This is a genomic window from Janthinobacterium sp. NFX145 (assembly GCF_049810325.1).
Taxonomy (GTDB): Bacteria; Pseudomonadota; Gammaproteobacteria; order Burkholderiales; family Burkholderiaceae_D; genus Janthinobacterium; species Janthinobacterium rivuli.
On the sequence record NZ_CP187360.1, the window covers coordinates 3,476,491 to 3,498,559 of the forward strand.

A 22,069-nucleotide genomic window follows, 5' to 3' on the forward strand; every position below is an offset into this window, starting at 1 on the left:
CCTCCTGGCTGTGGACTGGCTGGGTGGGCGCTTGCAGGCCCGAAGCACCAGTCTGACGGCCGGATTCCTAAGAGTCTGTACGCGAACGAACGTTCAGCCTCAGGCTGCGCCGGGTCGTGCCGACGCCGCCCTGCGCCGCGTAGCCCGTGTGGCGGGCGCAATGGTCGAGCGCCTGGCGCAGAGCCGTATCGACGTTGCGCAGCGACATGTCGTGCCGCTCGGCCACTTCCTGGCGGGTCAGCTCGTCCACGCGCAGCGCTTCGAGCACTTGCCGATGGCGCCGCGGCAGCAAGTCGACGGCCTGCGCCAGACGCCGCACGTCGGCCTGCAGCTCGGCCAGGCGTTCTGGCCCGGCCGCCGTATCGGCGAGGAAATCGACGAGGCCGGCGCCGCCATCCCCTTCGCCCTCGTCCGCATACAGCCAGGCTCGGTTGCGGCGCAGACTGTCCATGGCCGCATTGCACGCCACGCGGAACACATAGGCGACGGGGTTGAGCGCCAGCGCAGCCCCGTCCCCGGCCGCCAGCGCGCCCAGGCGCAGCCAGGCGTCGTGCAGGCTGTCGCTGGCCAGCTCGGCGCAGCCCAGGTGGCGCGCCAGGCGCCGGTGCAGGGCCGCGTAATTGCTTTCCAGCACCGTCTGCAGTTGCGCGCCCTGCCCTGGCGCCACGTCGTTGGCCGCCTGCAGACGGGGCCGGATGGCCGGGCGGTACCAGGCCATGCCGGCCATGCGCAGGGGCAAGGCAGCAGCCATACTCACCAAGCCGGCCATCATGGCGACAACCTGCTGCGCTCTTGCGCCGTCAGCTGGCGCGTGGCCGATTCCGGCAGCGTGCCCAGGCCCAGCACGCGCACGGCGCTGCGCGGGTTGTAGTCGGCCGCCTCGATGCGCGCGCCGTCCTGCGGCGCCGCTTGCGCGCTGTCGGGCGGTGCGTCATTGCCAAAGCCCAGCACGCGCACCGTAAACACCGATGGCTGCGCGGAACGGGTGGCGGCGCGCTCGCGCTGCACCACATCCTGGGCGGCGGCCGTGGCCTGCGTGGCGGCCGCGCTGGCGTTCGTCATGGCGGCCACGTTGACGGACGCCACCGCCGGCATGCCCTTCGCTTCGCCCTTGACCTGGATATTCGCCGCGTTCATCACGGTCAGCGCGGCCAGGTTGACGTTGCCCGACACGCGGATCCCCGCCTCGCCCGCATCGATGGTACCCAGCGGGGCCAGCAAGTCCACGTCGCCAGCCGGCACTTCGGCGATCGGCGCCAGCGTGGCGATGCCGGCGCCCGTGCTCGGCACGTCGGACGACAGGGTCACGTTGCCCCAGTTGTCATACACGCGCTTGGGCGGCGTGTAGACGATGGTCGACTTCGAGCCGCGGCCCGCGTTGATGTCGCCTTGCGAGGACCAGCCGAGGATATCGCCGCCAAACGTCGTCATGATGCGGCTCTGGCCCAGCAAAATGCTGCCTTGCGAGAACAGATCGATGTTGCCGCCGCCCTTGGTGATGACGCCCGAGGTCGACGGCGGCGCCTCGCCTTCAATGCCCAGCACCTGCTTGCCGCCCGGCGTCAGCAGCTCGATATCGCCGCCGAAGTTCGTGTGCACGTAGCCGCTGCGGGGGAAATAGTCGCGGCGCTGCTCGCCGTCGTTCCACTTGGAATACAGGCCGCGGTACATGATGATGTCGCCCGTATAGGCAATCGCCTTGCCGTTCGCGTCCGTGGCCGGCGCCAGGCCCGCGATGGCGTTGCGGCTGCGCAGGAAGCTGCCGTAACGCGCGCTGTCCGCATCGTTGTACTCGCGCCCGCCCGCCTTCAGTTCCGCGAAATACACGTCGCGGGCGAACACGCGCTGCTGCGGTGCCGGCAAGGCCAGGAAGTAGGCCAGCGCCTCGGCAGGCGTGCCCTTGAAGCCGTAGCGTTCACCGAGCCAGGTGGCCAGTTCGCCGCCGTACGATTTCACCACCTTGCCGGCCTGGTCGGCCAGCGGCACGCCCGACTGCGCCACGTTCGCCGGGTCAAGATAGGGTTTGACGAAGCGCAGGTAGTCGAGGCCCGCCGCGCCCACGCCGGCCTGCATGGCGATGCCGGCGCCCGGGCGCTTGTCTCCCACGACGACGGGGCCGAGGCTGACGACGCTGCCCTTGTCCTGCATCAATATATTGCGCCCGGCGCTGATGTCGAGCGTGCCGGGGCCGGCCACGTTGAAGGAGCTATTGAGTATGTCGCGTCCGGCCGAGACCACCGACACGTCGAACGCGTTGTTGTGCACGAACAGGTTGCTGTAATTGCGGAACATCATGTCGCCACCGCCCGTGCCGTCGATGGCTTCCAGCAGCGCCGTGCCGCTGCCGACGATATCGCGGCCCGCCTTCATCCACACCGGTTGCGCCCCCTCGTACCAGGTGACGCCTGCGTGTTTGGCATCGTAGAACGCGACCATGCGGCCGCTATTGACGCCGATCAGATCGCCCTTCACGGCGTAGATGCGCGCCGCTTGCGTGCCGCTGTTGGCCGGGCCGGCGGCGGAATCGGGCCCGAAGGCGAACAGCGGAGCGTTCCACTGCGACGACGGCACGCCCGTGCTCGAAACATTGCCGCCCAGGGCAGTCTGGCTGCCGGGCCTGAGGTTCCAGGCCGCGAAGGCTGGCTTGAACGGCGTCGCCATGCTGTCGGCGGCCGCGCCGGACTGGCTGACGGCGTAGCCGCCCGCATAAATGGAATCGCCGGCCAGCCATTCCAGCTGGGCGTTTGGCGACGGCGCCAGCAGCAAAGGATCGGCATACGCGGTTGCGCCACCCCAGTCCGTGATGGTCTTGCCATAGTACAAGCTGCCATTCGCGGCCGCGGCCCGCACGATGGAGGGATAGACGACGGCCAGGTCGGTGGCCGTGCCGATCGGCGCGGTCAGCGGCGTCATGTTGCCGCCGGCGGAAAACAGGTCGAGCGCCGTGCGCGGCGTCCACAGGCTGAACCAGCTGTAGCCGGCGCCCGCTTCGCCCGCCGCGCTCGTATACGACGCGGCGTTGAACATCGGTACGCGGCCGGGGTCGGCCACATCCTGCAGCACCTGGTCGCCCAGGGTGGCCACATTGAAAGTGGCGTCGCCGGGCACCAGGGTCATGCCGCCCTGCGGCGTGGCGCGGGTGGCGCGGAAGGCGTCGAAGGCGCGCGTTTCCAGCGGCACGTGGTCGGTAGCGCGCGTGCCGTACTGCAGCGCGACCTTGCCCAGCTGGGCAGCGGCCACCTCCACATGGCCGCGCAAGTCGGCCAGCGCGCCATTCAAGTGGCCGCCACCGGACTGGCTGGACGGATTGAGGCCGCCGCCCACGCGCAGGTCCAGGTCGCCGCCGCCCGTCAGTTGCAGGCTGCCGTCGGCCAGCACGCGGCCCGTGCTGCCCACGGCCAGCAGCAAGCCCTGCGAGCGCGGATTGATGTTGGTGTTGAAGACGGTGGCAACCTTCGGCGCCAGCACGCCCGCATCGCCGGCCACGTCGGCGCGCACATTGCCGCCGCCCAGGGTGCCGAAGCCCGTAAAGCCCAGCACGGTATCGGCCAGGGCATCGCGGCCCACATAGCTGCCGAAATTGATCCACCACGCCGTCGGCTGGGCCGGACCGCCCGTGGCCACGCCGCCGCTGCCCTGGCGCCACAGCCAGTTGCCCACCGCCACCGAATCGCCGGGGCCATCCTTGCTGACGGGGCGCCCGTTGGTGGCGGCAGCCCCGCCGACCAGCGAGCCGCTCAGGTCGCCGGCCACCCGCAGCAGCAGATTGCCGCCCTGGTCCGGATACCAGGCGCGGTAGAGACTGTCTGCGCCGCCATCGACCAGGCGCTCATGCGCGCCATCGGGGTTGGACAGCACCGTGCCGTCCAGATTGCGCGCGCGCGGCAGGTTGTACGGGTCGCCCGCCGCCGTCGCCACCGACGACATGCCGGCCGTGTACACGCCGTACAGGCTGTCCATGCGCAAGTCGCCGCCGCTGACGAGGTCCAGGTCGCCCGTGCCCGTGCGCAGCACGCTGTAGCGCAGGCTGGACGCCTTGTTGTCGAAGGTGGGGTTGGAGGTGCCGCACCAGGTGGGGTTTTCCTCGCACATGGTGGGCCAGCCCAGGCCGGCCAGGTCGACCACGTCGCCCGCCTTCACGCTCGGGTCGGCGAATTCTTCGGCGCCGGCCTTGGTCCACACATAGGCCAGCTTCAGCACGCACATGCTGGCGTCGCCAGCGCAAAATTCCGCCACGGTCTGGCCGAACTGGCTGATGAATTCCTCGGTGATCGGTTCGCCCGCCACGATGCCGACGATGCCCTCGCGCTCGCCCAGCTCCTGCGCCGCCAGCGTCCAGTGCTGCACGCCCTTCGGCGGGATCATGACGCCATACATGCCGTAATGGCTGTCGGCCAGGCGCAGGGTGCCGTGCTCCGGATGCGCCTGCACGCTGCGCGTGTCGGCCGCCTCCAGGTCGGCGCCGGCCGCCAGGCGCATGCCCCACGATTGCGAGCCTTCGGCCAGCATGGGCGCGATGGCCCACAGCGCGCCTTGGCGCCCCGCCACTTCCGAGCGCAATGCGATGGACGTCACGCCGGGCAGCAGCTTGACGTCGGTGCCGTTGGGGATCAGCGCGCCGACGGGCAGCACCACTTTGCCACTGAGGGTGACCACGTTGCGCTCGCCCAGCAAGCCCGGCAAGGCAACGCCTTTCGGCCAGGTCATGGCGCGCACCTTGACCATTTGCGCGACCACGCTGCCCGCGTCGAGCCGCATGCCGGCGGTAAAGGTCTGTTCCGTGGCCAGCAAGGTACCCGCCGCGTGGACGATATTGCCGGCGCTGTCGCGCACGGCAGCCGCCAGGACCGTGCCGGCCGGCAAGGTGAGCACCTGGTTCAGGACCACATCCACGGGCAGGCGCGTGTTGGCGCGGAAACTCAGCGCCTTGACGGGCACGTCGTAATTGAGTGTGACGCCGCCCGGGAAAATGGTGCCGTCGGCCAGGGTCACGCCCGTGCCCGGAACGATGACGTCGCTGCCGTTGATGTCGCGCCCCGGCAGCAGCAACCAGCCCTTGTCGTCCTGCGTGGACGGCGGCGGCGCGAAGCCGTCATTGATGCTGCCATAGATATTCAAATCGCCGCCGGCGCGCAGCAGCAGGCTGCCCACCTCGCCCGAGCCGCGCGCATGCGTTACTTGAAAACGCGGGTTCAGGCTGGCATAGCGCATGCCCGACAAATCCAGGTCGCCCTGCACCACCAGGTCGCCGTCTGGCGTCTTGCTGACGATATCGACGCCGGGACGCAGGTGCAGCGCCTCGGCATACGCGGCCGTGTTCAAGCCCGCCAGCTTGCCATTGCGCAAGTTCGTGTTGGCCAGCGCCGCATTGATAAAGGCCGTGCTGTCCGCATGCTTGCTGTCGAGGTATGCCTGGTTGACCACCTGATACGGGCGGCCGCTGGCCGACAGGTCCGTGGCATAAGCCGCATCGTCGTAGCGCTGCATGGCGTTGATGGCGATCGATTTCGCGCCGCGCACGGTAAAACCGCTGCCGCTGGCGATGGCGACGTCGCCGAAGGTGGCCGCGTCTGCGTCCGTGCGGGAACCGCCGCTGCCCAGGCGCGGCGCGCTCAGTTCCACCGTGCCGCGCGCGGCGCCGTCGTATTCGCCCTTGCCCTTGCCAAGCACGGCCGCCGTGCCGTGGCGCACGTCGATCTGCGCGCCGCCGGCCAGGTCCAATGTGCCCTCGCCCCCGTTCAGTTCCACCGTGGCCCGGTTCGGGCTATCGATGATCTTGCCATAGCTGTCGACGCGCAGGACGGTGCCGTGCGCGTCGAGCACGGCGTTGTTGGCCAGAGTGACGCCCTGCTTGCCGGCCAGGCGGATGCTGCCCACGCGCTCGCCGCTGGCGTCGATGGTGCCAGCAACGGTGAGGCGGCCGTTATCGACGGACACCTGCACTTCGCCCGCCTTGAGTTCATTGCCGATGGTCAGGTCGCCCTGCTTCAGCTGGAAGCTGCGTGCGCCCGTCACGCCGCCTTCGTTCAGGCGCTTGTTCAGCGACGCGAACTGGCTGTCCAGGGTGCCACTTGGGCCCAGGGTTTGCGCGCGCACGTCCACGCTGCCCAGCTTGTACGGCACCACGGTGCCGCCCGCGTCGTAGCTGCCGCTGGCGCCGCCGAGTATCTTGCCTTGCAGCTCCACCATGCCGGCCGCGCCGTCGAGGGCCACGGCCTTCAGGCTGCCGGCGCGGTTGTTCTCGGCCGACAGGTCGATCACGCTGCCGCCAGCTGTGCGGATATCGCCGGCGCGGCTGTCCAGGGTCACGTCACCGCCCCAGCTGTATTTATCCACGTCGAAGAAAGTGCTCTTGCGGCCCGCCATGTCGATGCGCGCAGCATCGGCCACGCTGATGTCGTGCTGCGCGTTGACGGTGAGCTTGCCGCTCGGCAGCACCACGGCTGTCGCCACCGTCACGCTGTCGCCGTTCAAGGCCAGCTGGGCGCCCAGCGCCGCGTTAGTTTTGGCGAAAGGGGCTGGCGCGCCGGCCGGCGCCGTCACGGCCAGCGCGCCGCCCGCCGTGTAGCTGTGCGACGAACCGGCCTCGCCCGTCAGCAGCGGCGTGCTGATGTTCAGGTTGCCGCCGCTGTACCGGAAGCCCTTGCCCGTTTCATACGCGCCCTGCGCCTCGTAGACTGACAGGCTGCCCTTGTGGTTGGCCGTGACCTGGCCCGAGGCTTTCAGGTTGACGGTGCCAAAACCCAGCGCCAGGCGGTCGAAGGTGGCGACGCCGGCCGGCTGCGTGAAGGGGCCGAAGCCGAAATCGATGCGCTGCGTCTCCAGGTTCAGGGTGCCGCTGCCCGTGCCGGCGCCATGCGCGATCACATTGCCGGGCGCCGACAGGGCGCCGCCCCAGATCAGGTTGGCCGTGCGGATAGTCGCCACCGTGCCGGCCTGGCCCTGGCCATACATGGCCGGCGTGGTCAGCACCAGGCGCTCCAGGTTCGATTTTCCGCTGACTTTGTCGTAGGTGTCGAGCACCACGTCGCCATAAAAATTGACGCTGTCGGCCGCGTTCAGCATCAGCGCCTGCAGCGCCGGCGCGCCCGTGCTGGTGTCGCCGCGCAGCAAACGGTCCAGCAGATCCTGGTTCAGGGTCAGTCCGGCGGGACGCGTGCCGCTGGCCTGGGCCGCCGCCAGCGCCTCGTTCGAGCCGATATTGATGGCGCCCACAGCCAGGCTCAGGTTGCGCGTGCCGTAGCGGGCCGTGTCGTCGAGCTGGAAGCTGCCGCTGGTCGCCAGCAGCAAGGTGCCTTCCGAGTACAGGCTGGCCGTGCCGCTACCCGCGCAAGCGTCGGCGCACATGCCGATGCGGATGCCGCCGCGCGTCGCGCCGCTGACGGGCGCCACGTTGAGCAAGCCGTTCGACGCGGCCAGCACGTGCACGTCCGGGCGGCTCTGGTAGATGAAGCCATCGTTGGCGTCGTAGGCCGCCTTGCCGCGTCCCAGGGTGTTGATGCCGGCGCCGGGCGCGATATCGATCACGCCGTCGCCCAGTTCAGAATTGCCCGGATCCTGGGCGACGAGGAATACTTCGGGCGCCGACAGGACGGCACCAGCGCGCAGGTAGATGGCGCGCGCCGACTGGACGCCGAAGTTCACGTAATTGCCGCCCTGGCCATATTCCACCGTGGGCGCATTGCCCACCACGATGCGGGCCGCGCCGATATTGTTCAGGCTGGAAGCGCGTATGCTGACCTGTTTCACGTCACCGCTGGCCGGCGCGCCATCAGCGAGGAGCTCGATCTCGCCAGCGGAGGTATTGCTCGACATCAGCACCACGGTGCCGCCATAGCCGCCCTCGGCTGCGCCGAACTTGCCCGTGCCGTGGAACTGGAACGTCTCCAGGCCGCCGCCGGGCGCCAGGTTCAGCTTGAGCGTTTTCGCATCGGCCGGCAGCATCGCGCGGGGAATGCCACGCGTTTGCGCATCGGCCAGGGCAAACGCGGCATAACCCATTTCGTTGTACTGGGAATACGTGCGCACGACCTTGGCCGGCGTGATGATCAGCTGGCTGGCCAGCGGCGCACGGATGTCCGTGCCGGCAATCGACAAGGTGCCGGGCGCGGCCCAGGAACCGTTGCGCAGCGGCTGCGCCAGCGTACCGGCGCTGCCCTGCCCCGCCAGGCCGTTCAGCTCCACGCGGAAGGCGCCCGGCAGCAAGGCGTAGGTCGACGGCATCAGGGTGTAGGTGCCTGCCGCCAGGCCCGGCACGCCGCTGCCTATCGTCACCTGCCGGCCGATGGCCGCATCGGGGGCGCCCGAAGGCGCTTGCGGCGCCTGCACACCGGGCACGATGGCGTACACGGGATTCGTCGCCAGGCCCGGCAGGATGAAACCACCGTTCGCATGCACTTGCGCCAGCGGGTGGTAGCGCGCATCGGTGGAACCGCCGCGGCCCGCGATGAAGCCGGCGCCCGTCAGTTCGCCGCCGCCGGACAGGTCGAGCAGCGCGCCCGGCTGCACCTGCACGGCCACGCCGGCCATTTCCACGCCGACGCGCAAGCCGCCCTGCGCATTGAAGCCGCCCACGCCCATGAAGGTGGCCAGCTTGCCATCCACGTTCCAGCTCTGGCCATCGACCGTGCCGCCATACGGCATGACCAGGCCGGCGCCGCTGACCGAGCTGATGCTGTTGGCCAGCAGATTGACGCTCAGGCTCTTGTCATTTTCATAGCGGGCCGCGCCGATCGCCAGGCGCCCCAGCGGCGCACGCACCACGCCGCCCTGCTCGATATGCGCGGCCTCCAGTTCCAGCGAGCCGAAGGCAGAATACGGCATGGCCGGCACGCCCTCAGTCGTGCGAGCGATGCGCAGGCTGCGCGCCGGATCGTAGCCGAACTTTCCATCCGTGCGGCCATAACCGACGCGTACGGCGGCGCCGGCGCCCGTTTCCGGATACAGCTGGGCTGCACTGAGGGTCATGTCGCCCGGCGAGGACAGCACCGTCGTCGCCTCCGCGCCGCCCCAGCCCAGCGGGGACAGCAGGAAGCGCAAGTCGCCGCGGCTGCTCAGGCGCACGTCGTCGGCAACGATATTGACGAGGCCACGCACGTCGATCAGGTCGCCCGCGATGCTGACCTGGCCAGCCATCGGCGACTCCCCGGCCGTGCCTGGCGTGACATAGAAATCCTTGCCGGCCGGCTTGATGCTGGCCAGGCGCACATACGGCGCCGTAACGCTGACCTTCGCGCCGGGCTTGCTGCCGGATGTCAGCACGGGCGCGCCGTACAGCTGGAAGCTTTGCTGCAGATGCAGCGACACGTCGCCATCGAAGGAGGCGGCGCCCAGCAGGGCCAGGCTGCCGAAGCCGCCCGCTTCCACTTGCTCGACGGAAAAACGCCCGTGGCCGTACTGCAGCGTTGCCGCCGCATCCCGAGCGTTCACGTGTTCAGCCAGGTCGCTGGCGCCCTGGCGCTGCGTCAGCGCCAGCTGGCGCCCCTGCTGCACCTTGTCCGTGGCCAGCACTTTCAGGTAGACGGGGGTGCCCGTGGCGACGGACAGGCTGCCGCCCGCCGCGCCCGCGCCGCCCGCCCGGGCCAGCAACTGGCCATCGAGGTACAAGCCATTGTTCGACGCCAGCGCGATGCTGCCGCCGGCGCTGGCCACGTCGACCGCCGCGCCGTTCACATCGAGCACCGCATGCGCGCCCGAAGCGTCCAGCACGGCGCCGTCGCGCACGACAACAAACAGGCTGGCCGCCGACGTGCTGCCCTGCGCATGGTCGATTTCACCGCCGATGACGATGCTGCCGCCATCGACCACCTTGCCGTAGCGCCGGCCCTGCGCGTCCGTGGCGCTGACGGCGCGCGCGGCCACGTCGAGCACGGCGTTCTCGCCTATCCACAGGGAACGGCCATGGCCGGCCGCTTCCACCGCTTCGGACACATTCACGGCAACGCCCACGCCGCCGAGGCTGATCTTGCCGCCCCAGGCGTTCAAGCGCCCGTCCACCGTCAGCTGGCCCACGCTGGACAGCTTGATCGACTGGCCCGCATCGACATTCACCACGGCGCCCTTGCCGACCAGCAGCTCGGCGCTGGCCATGTCGGCCGCATCGGACTGCACGTCGCCCACCTGCAGGGCCAGGCTGGCGCCCTTGCGCTGCGTCAAGGTGCCCTTGACGGCGTTTTCCGTGACCTGTTCCGGCGTCCACAGGGCCAGTTTTTCATTGTCCACCACGCGCAGCACGGGCATGCGCACGTCAACCTGCGTGCCGTCCGCCACCGTCACGCCCTGCTTGCCGAGCAGGCTGTAGCTGGAAAAACCCTTGTCAAAGAAGTCGCCCTCCAGCTGCAGGGTACCTTTCTGTCCGGTATCGGCTTGGCCGACCAGGATCTTGTTGGCCTGCAATTCCAGCTTGCCGCCACCCGCCACGCCATGGCCGCGCACTTGCGCGCCCTCGCCCAGCACCAGGTCGGCTTCCGGCCCATAGCTGGCCAGGGCCACGTTACCGCCCTTGCCGCCCTGCTGTTTCGCCTGCGACAGGATGGCCGCGCCCGAGCTCACGTCGATCAGACTGCCATTGCCGATGCGCACGTCGCCAAACGCGCGCAACGATACCGTGCCGCCGTTCAGGTACGGCAAGCCGGCGGCGGCCAGCGGATCGCGCAGCACGTTGCTGAGCAAGCCGCTGGTGTCCAGACTCACGCCATCGGCCAGCAGCAACGTGCCCGGCGGCACGCCCGGATTGACGACAGTGTCAGCCATGCCCAGTGCGCCGATCTGGTTCAGCACATTGCCGGCCATGATGCTACCGCCATGGCTGCGCAGGCTGCTATTGATGGCCACGTCCTTGCCGAACAGGGTGATGTTGCCGCCATCGGCCACTTGCAGCGCGCTGTCGACGGTGATCGCGCCCTTGGCGGCGATGCGGATGGCGCCCAGTTGCTGATTGTTCAGCAAAGTTGTGTCGAGCAGCAGCCTGCCCTGGCGCTCAGCGTCCAGCGCGCCTGCCACGTCGAGGCCGGCGGCGATGCCGTCCTGCACCCGCGTCAGGCGCACGTCGTCCATGACGGCCGACAGCGCATGCTGCAGCACGCCCGTGCGCTTGTCGAACATGGCCTGATACTGGCCGACGACCAGCTGGCCCCGCTGCGCTGCCGCCAGTTGCGACTGCTGGTAGCCGTCCAGCAGCGCCTGCGGCGCCTGGCTCTGGCGCTCGCCCTGGAAGACATCGCCCGCAATCGCTCCTTCCAGCACGGCCGACTCCGTGGCCACCACCAGCTTGCCCGCGTCGCGGCCCACCGTGTAGCCGTTTTCCAGGCGCTGTTGTGCGGCGATCAGGGGATTGGCGTAGAAGGCGCTGGCTTCCTTGCCCCAGCGCGCATGTTCTTCCTCGTAGCCCTTGTACACGCCCGCATACGGCAAGTCGGCCGGTGCGCTGCCCGCTTCGTACAGCTTGCCGTCCGCGCCTTTCAGCCAGGTCTGGCGCAACGCGCCCGTCTGCACGTCCAGGGTGCCGCCGGACAGATTGATGCTGGAGCCAAGCTGCGTGACGACATCCTTGCCGCCGAAGCTGACGGTGCCGCCCTGCCCCATCCATTCGCTGACGGAGTGCCCCTGCGTGCCCAGATAACCGGCCACTTCCAGCAAGCCGCCGGCCGTGTACCAGCGGTCGCTGTCATAGCCATTCGTGCCTTTCGGTACGAACACGAGTTTGCGGCGATCGACCCAGATGCTGTTGTTGATCAAGGCCTTGCCGTCGCGGTTGACGGGCGCATCGCGCTGCTCGTTGCCCTGCACATTGATCTCGATATTGTTGGCCGCCATCGCCACCTTGACGCCGACGGCGCCGGACACGTCAAGCTGCGCCCCGTCGCGCAACAGGCTGCGGCTGGCCGCATTCACGGCGATCTGGCCGCCCGTGGCCAGGGTCAGCGAGTCGCCGATGAATTCCACCGTGCCGGCGCTGCCGATCTCGATGCGCGACTGGTCCCGGCGGTCGTTGACGGCAACGATGTTTTCCGTGCCCGTCACGGCCGGTCCGCGCATGGCGTCGCGCTGGCTGTCGAGTGCCATCGTCTTGCCGTCATCCTCGACGAGGATGGCCGTGGTGGCGCCGCGTCCCACGGTGACGGCCGCGTCGCTGCCCAAGGCGTTGAGGTGGACCGTGCCGCGCGTGGCGGCCGTGGTGGTGGCGAGCAGCACGCCTTCCTGGCGCACGTCGCGGCCCGCCAGCGTGACGTCCCCTTCCCGCGCCTGTATCAGGCCCGTGTTGACGACCTTGCCCGCCGTGCTGGCGGCCGCGAACTGCGGCGTGACTTCGCTGCCGCGCGTGGTCGACAGCGGATTGCCATCCGTGCCCACGCCCTTCTTGATGGTAAAACCGTCGCCGGCGGCCAGCAGGGCCTGGCCTTTCGGCGTATTGATCTCGCCCCCATTGTGGACCTCTGTCCCCAGCAGCATCACGTAACCGCCGCCTTCCGTGCTGCCCTTGGGCGCATTGCTACTGACGCGCGCGCCGGCCTGCACTTGCACCTTGCCGGCCGCATCGGTGAACGTTGCGGCGCCGGCCGTGCCAGGGCTGTAGATGCCGTTTTTCTGGAATTGCGCATCGCTGATGCGGGCCGCGGCCGCCACCAGGCTGCGCGTGTCGACCTGGCTCGTGCCCGTAAACACGATGCCGTTGCGGTTGACCAGCAGCACCGTGCCGTCGGCCTTGATCTGGCCCTGGATCTGGCTGGGACGCGCCAGCGGATCGTTGACCCGGTTCAGCACGGCCCAGTCCTTTTGCTGCTGGAAGGTCAAGGTCGTGTCCTTGCCCACATTGAACGTTTCCCAGTTCAGGATGGCCTTGTCCGCCGTCTGCTGCACCACCACGGCCGTCTTGCCGTTCGCCACCGTCTGCACGGGAACCTGGGCATGGAGCCAGCCGGCCGTCAGGCTGTTGGTGTCGACCTGCAAGCCGCCCTGCGCCAGGCCATTTGGCACACTGGCGCCGCCGGCGGCCGCCTGGCGCGCCTGCGCCTGGGATGCTTGCTGCGCGGCGATGGCGCGCGCGGCCAGGTTCAGGTTGTTGAGCGAGCGCTGCAACTGCTGGTTCGCCTGCTGTTGCTGGCCGTCGGGACGGCTGCCCAGCGGCAGCGGCTGGCCATTCGGCAGGCGGCCCGAGTTGGCCGCCGTATTTTGCGCCGCGCCCTTGGCCGCGAACCAGCCGCCGCTGAACGCCTGCTGCGCGCGCGCCGGCGTGGCAAAGGCGCCCGCCATCAGCATGGTGGTCAGTGCGTAAGCGAGCGGCGTGAGCCGCAAGCGGCTGCCCAGCGTGGAGGTACGCTGCGCGTCCGTGTCAACGTTTGGGACTGGGCGCTGGGCAGTGTGAAACTTGGTCATGGCAATGGTTTCCTGGCTAGAGAGTAGGGAACGGAGCCTGGCGGTAGCGCAAGCGTCCATACCTCCATGACGTAGCTGGGCGGCGGAAGGGATAATGCTTTTTGAAAAATATTTTGATTCCCCTGCCGCAGGGAAACCAGGAATCAGCTGAGCAGCACGATGCCGCCCGGCAGGCTGGTCATTTGCGCGCCGTACAGGTCGCGTATCATCGCCAGCGCGCCATCGGTTTGCCCGATGGAAAAACGCATGCGCACGAGGCGGCGGCCCAGCTCGGCATTGCGCAGCACGACCCGGCCGGGCCGGTAGCGGTTGATTTCATCGACGACATCGGCCAGCGGCTTGCCGACAAACGACAGCGCGCCCGTGCGCCACGCGCTGGCCTCTTCCACCGGCGCCGCCATGGCCGCCTGCACGCCCCGCTCGTCGTAGACCAGTTGCTGCCCCGCATCGAGGGTGTGGCGGCGCTGCCGCCAGACCACCTCCACGGCGCCCGCCAGGCAGGTGACGCACACGGCGTCGTCCGTGTGACGCACATTGAAGCGGGCCGACTGCGCCAGCAGGCGCCCCGCGCCCGCCAGCACCGTGACGGGCTGGCGCGCGCCGCTGGCGAGGATTTCCGCCTCGCCGCCGAGCAATTCGATGGACTCGGGCGCGCGCACATCGATGCGCGTCTGCGTATTCATCTGTATCGTAATCTGCTGCGACAGGGCCACTTGCCGCTGCTCGCCCGTGCCCGTGCGGTAGTCGGCTGCAAATTCCTGCAGCGACGGCCAGGCGCCCAGCGGTGGACGCAAAGCCAGCACGGCCACGCCGGCCGCCAGCGCGCCACCGAGAAACGCCCGCCGGCCGGGGCGCGCAGGGAACGCCAGCACGTTTTCCCCCTGCGGCGCGACGGCGGCGCGGGTCAAGGCGGGATCGAGCGCCTGCCATACTTGTTGAAGCTCGCGCCAGGCGCGCGCATGGTCGGGGCTGCGCGCGCACCAGGCGCGCAAGGCGTCGGCGTCGGCCTGCGTAAAATCGTCGGCACGCAGGCGCGCCCACCAGGCGGCGGCTTCCCGGCCGATGGCCGTGTCGGTATGTTCAAAAACGTCGCGTGGATCGCGGTCAGGAGCAGTCATGGGATTCATCAATATTTACGGCGGCCCGACACATCGCTGCGCTGGGCGGCATCGGCGCCGGCCATGCACGTTTTACAGTGTTGCATGGCGGCCTGCAATTCTTTCTTTACCATCGCCACGGAAATGCCGAAGCGCTCGGCGATGTCCGCATTGAGCATGCCGTCGATGCGCGCCGCCGTCAGGATGGCGCGGCGGCGCGGCGACAGGCCCGCCAGCGCAGAGTCGAGCGCCTGCACGTCGAGCCGGGCCGAGACGATACGCGCCGGGTCGCTGATGTCGTCGCCGGCCTCGTCGGCCATGTGCATCAGCTCTTCGCGTTCGCGCTCCGTGACGATGATGCGGTCGCGCCGGTACGCGTCGGTGGCGATATTGGCCGCCATGCGCAGCAGATAGGCATCGGGATTGTGGACGGGCGCGGCGGACGGGCCCGGCGCCACCATCGCTTCGAGGCGCAGCCAGGTTTCCTGCAGCGCATCGGCCGCATGGTGCTTGCAGCCGACCACGCGCTCCAGGCGCCAGCGCAGCACGGCATAGCGCGAGCTGAGGTGGCGTTTGAGCTTGGTGCGCAGGTCGGGCATGCTCATGGCGCAAGCCTTGCCGTCGTGCCGGGGCCGCAATCGACTTCGCTGCCCGGCCCCTGCGGCAGCAGCAGGATGGAAACGGGCTGCGGCATCGACGGCAGCGGCGCCGCGCCCACTCGCATGCCCAGCACCACGCGCGCAATGGCCGTGTCGCGCGCGCGCAAGCCTGTGCTGTCGAGCAGGTGCACGCGGTCCACCACGCCGGCGCGGTTCAGATACAGTTGCAGCGCCAGCCGGTAGCCGCCGGGACGCGTCTGCGCCGCGCGGCACAGCAGTCCCAGCAGCACGTGCTGCAAGCGGCTGACATAGGCCGCATGGTCGCCGCCGCCCTGCGTGGCGCCGGGGATATCTGCGGCGGCCACGACGGCGGCCTGCGGCAAGTCCGCAGCGGTGGCTGCCGCTGAAGCTGCGGCCGGCGCATACACGATGACGGCTTGCGCATCGGACAGACGCGATTGCAGGCCCGTGCCTTCCAGCAAGGCTTGCAGGGCCGCGCCGGCCGCATGGGGGCCGCGCACGGCGGACGACTGGCGCTGCGCGTAGCGCTGGTCCATCAGCACGGCGATACCCGTGCGGCGGCTGTACAGGTCGAGCGCATCGCCGAGGTTTTGCGCGGCGATATCGAACTGCAGCACGGCGCCATCGGCCGGCTGCGCCCGCACCGGTCCCACCGCGGCCAGGAAACCCAGCAAAACCAGGTATCCCGCCAGCGCTAGCACATGGACGGATGCCGGGCTGCCTGTCATATCGCTATCGAGTCGCTATCGTGTGAGGGAGAAGTGCGTGGAAACAAGGCATTGCCAAGTAACAATTCTTGCATCAACTGCAATAGCCTACACACAAAAAATGACGGCTTCGTGACATCAGCGGCGTGCGCAAATTTCGCCATGCGGGACGTCGGGTGCGGCGGCGATTTCGGCTACACTGGCTGCTACTCTCCCTTTCAGACGCCTGATGATCGAAAAGAATCTGCCCGAGCTGGTCATGCTGAAGCGCCTCATCGACGAGGGCGGCAGCCACCTGGAAGTGGCCGCGCCCTGCAGCATCGCCATGGATGGGCGCGAGTTTCCCGTGTACACGATTGCGCTGGGCAATCCGAGTCCCGACGTGCCCGTGCTGGGTTTTTTTGGCGGCATCCACGGCCTCGAACGCATCGGCACGCAAGTCATCCTGTCTTTCCTGGAAAGCCTGATCGCCCGCCTGCGCTGGGATGCCACCCTGCACCAGCAGCTGGAAAGCATGCGTCTCGTGTTCATGCCGCTGGTCAATCCGGGCGGTATGTGGCAAGCCACGCGCTGCAATCCGCAGGGGGTCGACCTGATGCGCAACGCACCGCTGAGCGCGCGCGAAAAAGTGCCGTTCATGCTCGGCGGACAGCGCTACAGCGCCCGCCTGCCCTGGTACCGCGGTGCGGCAGACGGCCCGATGGAGGTGGAAAGCCAGGCCGTGTGCGACCTCGTCGAGCGCGAACTGCTGTCGCGCCAGTTCAGCATCGCCCTCGATTGCCATTCCGGTTTCGGCTTGCGCGACCGCATCTGGTTTCCCCACGCGCACACCCAGGTGCCAATCGAGCACCTGGCCGAGATCGGCGCGCTGGAAGAGCTGTTCAGCCAGAGCTATCCCAACCACAACTATGTGTTCGAGCCGCAAAGCCGCCAATACCGCACGCATGGCGACCTGTGGGACTATCTGTACCTGAACGGCACCAGCTACAGCGGGCGCGTGTTCCTGCCGCTGACCCTGGAAATGGGTTCATGGCGCTGGGTCAAGAAAAACCCGCGCCAGCTGTTCAACCGGGTCAGCATCTTCAACCCCACGGCCGCGCACCGCCTGCAGCGCGTGCTGCGCCGGCATCTCGTGTGGTTCGATTTCCTCATGCGCGCCGCCAGCAGCCACGGACGCTGGATGCCGGAAGGCTTGCTGCGCAAGGCGCAGCGCCGGCGCGCGCTGGCGCAATGGTACGAGTCATGAACGGCGCGCCCACCTGGGTCCTGCTGCGCGGCCTGATGCGCGAACAGCGCCACTGGGGCAGCTTCCCCGCCACCCTGGCGCGCGCCCTGCCCGGCGCCCACATCGTCACGCCCGACCTGCCCGGCAATGGCACGCGCCACGCGCAGAACAGCGCCACCCGCGTGGCCGACATGGTGGAAGCCTGCCGCCAGGAGCTGCAGGCGCGCGGCATCCCGGCGCCGTACCACTTGCTGGCACTTTCCCTGGGCGGCATGGTGGCCGTGGAATGGGCTCACCGCTACCCACAGGAAATCGCCCGCTGCGTGCTGATCAACACCAGCATGCGGCCATATAGTCCGTTTTACCGGCGCCTGCGCTGGCAAAACTATGGCGCGCTGCTGCGCCAGCTGCTGCTGGGCGACAAAAGTAGCCAGGAAGCGCTGATCCTGCGCCTGACGAGCCAGCGGCATGCTGCCGGCAATCCCGCGCTGCTGGCCGACTGGCTCAGTTACCAGCAGCAATATCCGGTCAGCCGCCGCAACGCGCTGCGCCAGCTGCTGTCGGCGGCCCGCTACCGCGCCCCGGCAATCCGCCCGGCCATGCCGGTACTGGTGATGGCCGGCGCGCTGGACCGATTGGTCGACCACCGCTGCTCGCAGCGTCTGGCGCGCGCCTGGCAAGCCGATTGTTTGATCCACGGCGACGCCGGTCACGACCTGCCGCTCGACGAGGGGCAATGGGTGGCGCAATCGGTGGCGCGCTGGCTGGGCGTGGCAGCGGCGGAGCATGACAAGATAAACACGGCACAATCATCATGCAAATAGCGGAACATACGGACCAACTGACGGCGCTGGTGGAAGCCGGCGTACACGACCACATTTTTCCGGGCGCGGCCTGGGCCGTGGGCAGCGTCGACCACGGCGTGGCAGGCGCGGCCGGGCGGCTCACGCCCGATCCCGCCAGTGCCGCGATGCAAGTCGACACCTTGTTCGACATCGCGTCGCTGACCAAGATCATCAGCGTCTGGTCGCTGATGGGCAGGCTGGTGAAGCAGAATCGCCTGCGCCTGGACAGCCGGCTGGCCGACGTACTGCCCGGCACCCAAGGTTATGCACTGGCGCCCATCACGATTTTCCAGCTGCTCACGCACACGGCCGGCTTGCCGCTGCGCGCCCGCCTGCGCGCCAGCTATGGCGAGGTGTAAGACGATATCGTGCGCGGCGTGCTGCGCGAGCCGCTGGAAGGCATGCCAGGCCGGGCCGTCGAATACACGGACCGCGTGGCCCTGATCCTCGGCCTGGTCATCGAGCGGCTGCTGGGCATGCCGCTGGACGTGGCGCTGGCCGAGTACGTGCTGCAGCCGCTGGGCATGGCCGCCACGGGCTACGGCCCTGTGGCGCCACAGTACGGCCAGCTGGTCGCGCCGACCGAATATTGCGAGCAGGCGGGCACCCACCTGTCTGGCGTGGTGCATGATTTTTCAACCCGGCTACTGGGCGGCGTGTGCGGCATTTCCGGGCTGTTTTCCAACGTGCCGGACCTGGAGCGCTTCCTGCGGGCGATGCTGGCGCCGGACGGCAAGGTATTCGACGCCGGCTGGGTGCGCGATTCGCTGACGGTGCGGACGGGCGAGCTGCAGCCGTCGCGCGGCCTGTTCTGGCACCCGGCGGCAGGCACCGGGCCGCAAGACGATGTCTGGTGCCACCTGGGCTTTACGGGCACGGCCATGTGGATCAGCCCGAGGCGCGGCCGCTATGCGATGCTGCTGACGAACAAGCTGTATTACACGCGCGAGTTCGACAGGATCAACGACATCCGGCGCGACTTCATGCGCTGCGCATTCGATCTCTGAAACCGAAGGTGTCCGCTACTGCTGCAAAAAAACACTTTGCATGCTCGACGCCAGCCAGCATTCCAGGTACGCCTGAGCCAGCACAGTCCTCCTCCCTCCCCTGACGTCTCCATCCACAGGATTACTACCCTATCCGGCGGTCCAGCGGCCCCCTGTTGTATTAAGAATTTCACGGAATGCTTTAGGACCAGTCCTATTTTTTCACCTTCGCCCGCTCGGTATATTTGAAGTTGCTCATTGAGAAAAATACAATATTTCGATGAGCACTAGCCGCTGATGCATCAGGCCACACCGGTGCCACACCAGGGACCATGCGGCCAGGCGGCGAATCACGTTATTGGCAACCACAACAACGGCTTCATATAACCAAAGAGGGTGCAATGTTATTCAACGAAAAAAAAATCGTCGTACTGGTCCGGCTGGCGCTGGCAACAGCCGCCAGCCTCAGCATCGCGGGCCAGGCACAGGCGCAACAAACAGGTGCGGGTACGCCCGCCTTGCAAGAGGAAAAGCAGGCGGATAAGCAAACGGCAACGACTGAAAAATCCTCCCCGCAAAGAGTCTACGTCACGGGCTCGAACGTGCGGCGCATCGAACTGGAATCGGCCTCTCCCGTGCAGATCATCACGCGCGAAGAACTGACGCGCGGCGGCGCCACTTCCCTCAACGAAGTACTGCGCACCATCTCCGCGAACATGGGGGGCGTCAATGAAAACAAGACCAACGGTTTCACGGCCGGTGCCGCCGGCATGAACCTGCGCGGCATCGGCAGCCAGGCGACTTTGATGCTGATCAACGGACGCCGGCTGGCCGCATATGCGCAACCGGACTTCCAGACCACCTTCGTCGATCTCAACTCCATTCCCGTCGGTGCCGTCGAGCGCATTGAAATCCTGAAGGATGGCGCCTCGGCGATCTACGGCTCCGAAGCGATGGCCGGTGTGATCAACATTATCCTTCGCAACAGTTACGAAGGCCTGGAACTGAGCGGTTCGCTGGGCCAGTCCAGCCGCAACGATGGCGAAACGCAGCGCGCCACCATCACCTTCGGTAAAGGCAGCCTGGTCAAGGATCACTTCAACGCCTATGCCACGCTCGACATGCGCTCGCGCAAGGAAGCGTATCTGCACAAGCGCGACGCCTACCTGGGTACGGATGATTTGCGCGCCTGGGGCTACAAGGATAATCGCACGCTCTACACTTACCCTGGTAATCTTTTCTGGACAGACAAGGCGACTGGCCGGTATGTGATGCGCACCCTGGACAGTCAATGTCCGGCGGACCGTCTGGTACCTGCGTCGGGGATACTGGAAAAGAATGCCATGGGACAAGCCTGCGTCTTTGACAATGCAAAGGATAGCAGCATCAACGCAGGCGGCAAGACGGACCGCATCGGCCTGACCAGCAAGATTACCTGGCAGGCCAACGCCAGCACCACCGTATTCGGCGAGTTGATGTTGAACCGGAATACGGCAACCGTGACCGGCCTACCTCACTGGTTTGCCGGGCAAAATAACCAGCCCACTCTCGACCTGCCCATTACCCATCCGCAATATCCGAAAGAATTGATCGGCCCTGACGGCAAGACCCTGGCCGGTGGCAATGGCACGGTAAGAGTGCGTGCTTCGCTGCGCGATTTCCCGTCCCAAGGCATGAAGAATACGACCGATTTCAGCCGTTACCTGGCGGGCGCCAAAGGCGACTACAAGAACTGGGATTGGGAGACGGCCATTCTTTTCACTGGCAGCAAAGTCCAATCCCACAATAGCAGCGCCATTCTGACCGCGCCCCTCGCCAAGGCCTACCAGGAAGGCCGCTTTATTTTTGGCGGCGGCAGCGCCAACGAGTCGCTGTACCGCACGATATTAAGCAGCACTGACAGTGCATTCAAGTCGTCCCTGGCACAAATCGACGCCAAGGTTTCCGGCGAATTGTTCACGCTGCCCGCCGGCGCCGTGGGTGTAGCGCTGGGTACGGAATTCCGACGCGAATCGCTGACGACCTCGCCCGACCCCCGCTCCATTGCTGGCGAACTCTTGCATCAAGCGCAATCGCCTCCTGGCATAGCGAACAGCCGCCATATCACCTCCGTGTTTGGCGAAGCCACCATTCCTCTGGTAAAGAACCTGGAAGCGAGCTTGGCTGCAAGGCATGACCGCTATTCTGACTATGGCAGTTCGACGACGCCAAAGCTGGGATTGAAATGGTCGGTCACGCCAGCATTCATGTTGCGCGGTACGTATGCGGAAGGTTTCCGCGCACCCACGCTGGTAGAAAATTCGACCGATATACGCAATGCCTATCTCACGTACAAGGATCCGGCCCGCTGCAATACCAATTTTAAGTTGGGCTGCAACAGTAACTTTGCGTATCGCAGCGGGGCCAACAAGGATCTCAAGCCGGAGACGGCAAAAAACGTCACCCTTGGCATGGCCTGGGAGCCCAGCAGCGCATTCCTGAGCACGCTCGATGTGTGGCAGATCAAACGCGATAGCGAAATTTCCACCTTGGACCTGTCGAAAGTGCTGGATAATCCAGCGGCCTACGCCAACAATTCCGCCGTGGCCGTCGTACGCACACCGCTCTCGTCCGCCGATCAACTGGCAGGGGCGACTGCGGGCGAAATCACCGCCGTTACCATGCTGCTGACCAACTTGGCAGTGACACAGGTCCGCGGCCTGGACTTGAAGATGGTGGGCAGGCTCAACCTGGGCGAATACGGCACCCTGCATCCACAGCTGAACCTGAGCCATACTCATTCATACCAATATGCGGCATCGCCGGACGACAAACCGGCTCAGCAGGCTGGTCTCGCAGGAGTTCCTACCGTGCAGGGTAATCTGGGCGTGGCCTGGAAAAAGGCCGCCTACCAGCTGTCGGCGGATGTGGATTTTATCGGCAAGATGTCGTCTTTTACAGACCGAAGCCAACCATGCAAACTGGCAACAGAAGGTTATCCCGCCTTGTGCAAGGGCATCGCCTCTTTCACCGTCTTTAATCTGGGCGGCAGCTATTCCGGCTTCAAGAACACCAAGCTGAGTTTTGCGGTGCGCAATGCCTTTGACCGGAAATCGCCATTCTATCCACATTACGGCAATAACTTCATTTCCGGCCTGCATAGTGCAATGGGACGCTACGTCCAATTGACGGCCGATTACACCTTCAAGTAAGCCATGCATCAGGCCGCGCCAGTT

General features: G+C 67.1%; 8 protein-coding genes and 1 pseudogene. 4 read left to right on the forward strand and 5 right to left on the reverse strand.

From position 1 onward, the window contains the following. Window positions 1–67: 67 nt before the first annotated feature. The 5 genes from ACPJXG_RS15510 to ACPJXG_RS15530 all read right to left on the reverse strand — a co-directional run bounded on the left by ACPJXG_RS15510 (window position 68) and on the right by ACPJXG_RS15530 (window position 15,819). Window positions 68–772: an RNA polymerase sigma factor gene (locus tag ACPJXG_RS15510; protein ID WP_425251598.1), complete on the reverse strand. Its 705-nt coding sequence runs from the start codon at window positions 770–772 to the stop codon at window positions 68–70. Next, window positions 769–13,374, reverse strand: a complete 12,606-nt coding sequence (locus ACPJXG_RS15515) for a filamentous haemagglutinin family protein (protein WP_425251599.1) — start codon at window positions 13,372–13,374, stop codon at window positions 769–771. The genes ACPJXG_RS15510 and ACPJXG_RS15515 overlap by 4 nt, the downstream gene beginning before the upstream one ends. Before the next feature lie 143 nt (window positions 13,375–13,517). Further along, window positions 13,518–14,492, reverse strand: coding sequence for a FecR family protein (locus tag ACPJXG_RS15520; RefSeq protein ID WP_425251600.1), 975 nt, complete (start codon window positions 14,490–14,492; stop codon window positions 13,518–13,520). A gap of 8 nt (window positions 14,493–14,500) precedes the next feature. Then, the gene (locus ACPJXG_RS15525; protein WP_425251601.1) at window positions 14,501–15,076 is read right to left on the reverse strand and encodes an RNA polymerase sigma factor; all 576 of its coding nucleotides are present in this window, start codon (window positions 15,074–15,076) and stop codon (window positions 14,501–14,503) included. After that, a complete protein-coding gene (locus ACPJXG_RS15530) occupies window positions 15,073–15,819 on the reverse strand; it encodes a hypothetical protein (protein WP_425251602.1) in 747 nt (248 codons plus the stop codon). Before ACPJXG_RS15530 ends, ACPJXG_RS15525 begins: the two co-directional genes overlap by 4 nt. A 208-nt stretch (window positions 15,820–16,027) precedes the next feature. Between ACPJXG_RS15530 and ACPJXG_RS15535 the strand changes: the two genes are divergently transcribed. The 4 genes and pseudogenes from ACPJXG_RS15535 to ACPJXG_RS15550 all read left to right on the forward strand — a co-directional run bounded on the left by ACPJXG_RS15535 (window position 16,028) and on the right by ACPJXG_RS15550 (window position 22,045). Then, window positions 16,028–17,044: a M14 family zinc carboxypeptidase gene (locus ACPJXG_RS15535; protein ID WP_425251603.1), complete on the forward strand. Its 1,017-nt coding sequence runs from the start codon at window positions 16,028–16,030 to the stop codon at window positions 17,042–17,044. Next, entirely contained in the window at window positions 17,041–17,847 is an 807-nt protein-coding gene (locus tag ACPJXG_RS15540) for an alpha/beta fold hydrolase (RefSeq protein ID WP_425251604.1), read from the forward strand. The genes ACPJXG_RS15535 and ACPJXG_RS15540 overlap by 4 nt, the downstream gene beginning before the upstream one ends. Continuing rightward, window positions 17,838–18,875 (forward strand): annotated as a pseudogene (locus tag ACPJXG_RS15545) (serine hydrolase domain-containing protein). The gene ACPJXG_RS15540 and the pseudogene ACPJXG_RS15545 overlap by 10 nt, the downstream one beginning before the upstream one ends. Window positions 18,876–19,186: 311 nt before the next feature. Then, complete coding sequence (locus ACPJXG_RS15550) at window positions 19,187–22,045, forward strand: TonB-dependent receptor (protein ID WP_425251605.1); 2,859 nt, start codon at window positions 19,187–19,189, stop codon at window positions 22,043–22,045. Window positions 22,046–22,069 lie beyond the last annotated feature (24 nt).

Bases quoted from the DNA above. Each gene is read 5' to 3' on its own strand.
- ACPJXG_RS15510 (WP_425251598.1), bottom strand. From the start codon at position 772: ATGATGGCCGGCTTGGTGAGTATGGCTGCTGCCTTGCCCCTGCGCATG.
- ACPJXG_RS15515 (WP_425251599.1), bottom strand. From the start codon at position 13,374: ATGACCAAGTTTCACACTGCCCAGCGCCCAGTCCCAAACGTTGACACG.
- ACPJXG_RS15520 (WP_425251600.1), bottom strand. From the start codon at position 14,492: ATGACTGCTCCTGACCGCGATCCACGCGACGTTTTTGAACATACCGAC.
- ACPJXG_RS15525 (WP_425251601.1), bottom strand. From the start codon at position 15,076: ATGAGCATGCCCGACCTGCGCACCAAGCTCAAACGCCACCTCAGCTCG.
- ACPJXG_RS15530 (WP_425251602.1), bottom strand. From the start codon at position 15,819: ATGACAGGCAGCCCGGCATCCGTCCATGTGCTAGCGCTGGCGGGATAC.
- ACPJXG_RS15535 (WP_425251603.1), top strand. From the start codon at position 16,028: ATGATCGAAAAGAATCTGCCCGAGCTGGTCATGCTGAAGCGCCTCATC.
- ACPJXG_RS15540 (WP_425251604.1), top strand. From the start codon at position 17,041: ATGAACGGCGCGCCCACCTGGGTCCTGCTGCGCGGCCTGATGCGCGAA.
- ACPJXG_RS15550 (WP_425251605.1), top strand. From the start codon at position 19,187: ATGCGGCCAGGCGGCGAATCACGTTATTGGCAACCACAACAACGGCTT.